We start from the raw sequence: 1275 nt of genomic DNA, 5'->3' as shown, positions 1-1275 counted from the left end.
CAGCAGTGAAGGGGACGTACAAGGTAATCGCTGATCTTCACCGTCAGCTATGGGGAATGTTGAAGGGGCAAACACAATGACGACGAATACTCAAAACGCGAACGCCAACCAGGTTCGGTCTTTACGCGACATGCTTGTCCCCGCCCTGTTGTTCTATGTGGTGATGACGGCCATGTTTGTGGGTCTTGACGCATTCATGGATAAACCCACCAGCATGAACCTGCCATTTATGCCGTTCCTTGTCTCGATGGTGAGTTTTACCAGTGACGCACGTCGAGCGTGGGACTGGCGAAACGGGACCAAGGTTGTAGCCGTATTGACTGCGATAGCCATGCTGTTGGCATTCATCTATCAGCTCGCGGTCGGAGAGATGAATCTCTTAGGGGTTGGTATATACCCGGCCACAGCCATCCTTCTGTTGGCAATCACCTGGGTGATTCGCGCTATCGGAAAGACGGCACCTTTCCAGTTCCTGGGGAGACACCTGGCGCGGTTTGGTGCATCGAAGTGGGTCCAGCGTACCGCCGCAGTCATTGTGCTCGCGGGAGGCCTTGCCATCACTGTCTATGCCTACTGGCTTAACCACGGGAGCTGATGATGATCATTGCAACGAAGAACGGCTTGCTGGTGGCCGCAGAACTAATCAAGGAAGAGGCCGGGTACTGGCTACTACAGCCTCGTGACCAAAAGACGCCGGTCAGGGTGAATAAGCAGGATGACAATAAACGCGCTTTCACGCATATGGGAGACGCCCTTCGCTGGGCCGGTGATCCTGAGCTTGCAAAGCAATTCGATGCCGAGGGGGAAGAACATGCAAATTCGTGACTACATGACAAAGTTGTTTGACGCATTTGGTGATGTGGAAGAAGTCACCCGAGAAATGCTTCTGGAGCAGGCGGAGCTCATTCATACGATCAGCGATAAGTGTCAGAGCACAGGCCTGTTTCTGGATAGTCAGGTTCGTTTCAACCAGTTCGTTCAAGAGATTGAGGCTGACGACAAGGTAGAGGATCGGTTGCTTCATGCTTGGTGCTGGGTAATGGACCGAATAGTGAAGGCTCCAACATCCTTTCACATGGATGGGGCTGTGATTTTGACAATGCCTCTGGTCGCCAGATACCTGCCACCGGTTGAACGGGAGCCGGAAACCATCGTGGTGAATCTCGATGAGGACTACAAGGCTCCTGTAGGCAACCAAACGCTCTGCGAGCTCGTTATGGAACGGAGGCATTGGCCGCAAGGTGCAACCTGTGCGACCCAAGAAGCGGACGGGGG

Annotated in this window: 2 protein-coding genes and 1 pseudogene; all 3 read left to right on the top strand. The window is 53.6% G+C overall.

Annotated features, from left to right (window positions below):
* The first annotated feature begins 76 nt into the window (after positions 1-76).
* Positions 77-595: a nitrite reductase gene (locus BHE89_RS17675; RefSeq protein ID WP_069369937.1), complete on the top strand. Its 519-nt coding sequence runs from the start codon at positions 77-79 to the stop codon at positions 593-595.
* Positions 595-825 carry a hypothetical protein gene (locus tag BHE89_RS17670; protein ID WP_000972664.1) on the top strand — a complete coding sequence of 77 codons (231 nt, stop codon included), beginning with the start codon at positions 595-597 and terminating at the stop codon, positions 823-825. The genes BHE89_RS17675 and BHE89_RS17670 overlap by 1 nt, the downstream gene beginning before the upstream one ends.
* Positions 812-1275: pseudogene (locus BHE89_RS17665) on the top strand (hypothetical protein); the annotation flags it as partial. The gene BHE89_RS17670 and the pseudogene BHE89_RS17665, both read left to right, overlap by 14 nt.

This window comes from Shigella sp. FC1967, assembly GCF_001743005.1.
Lineage (GTDB): Bacteria > Pseudomonadota > Gammaproteobacteria > Enterobacterales > Enterobacteriaceae > Proteus.
The sequence above is the reverse complement of the archived record's forward strand: the minus strand, read 5'-3'. Positions and strand labels throughout refer to the sequence as shown.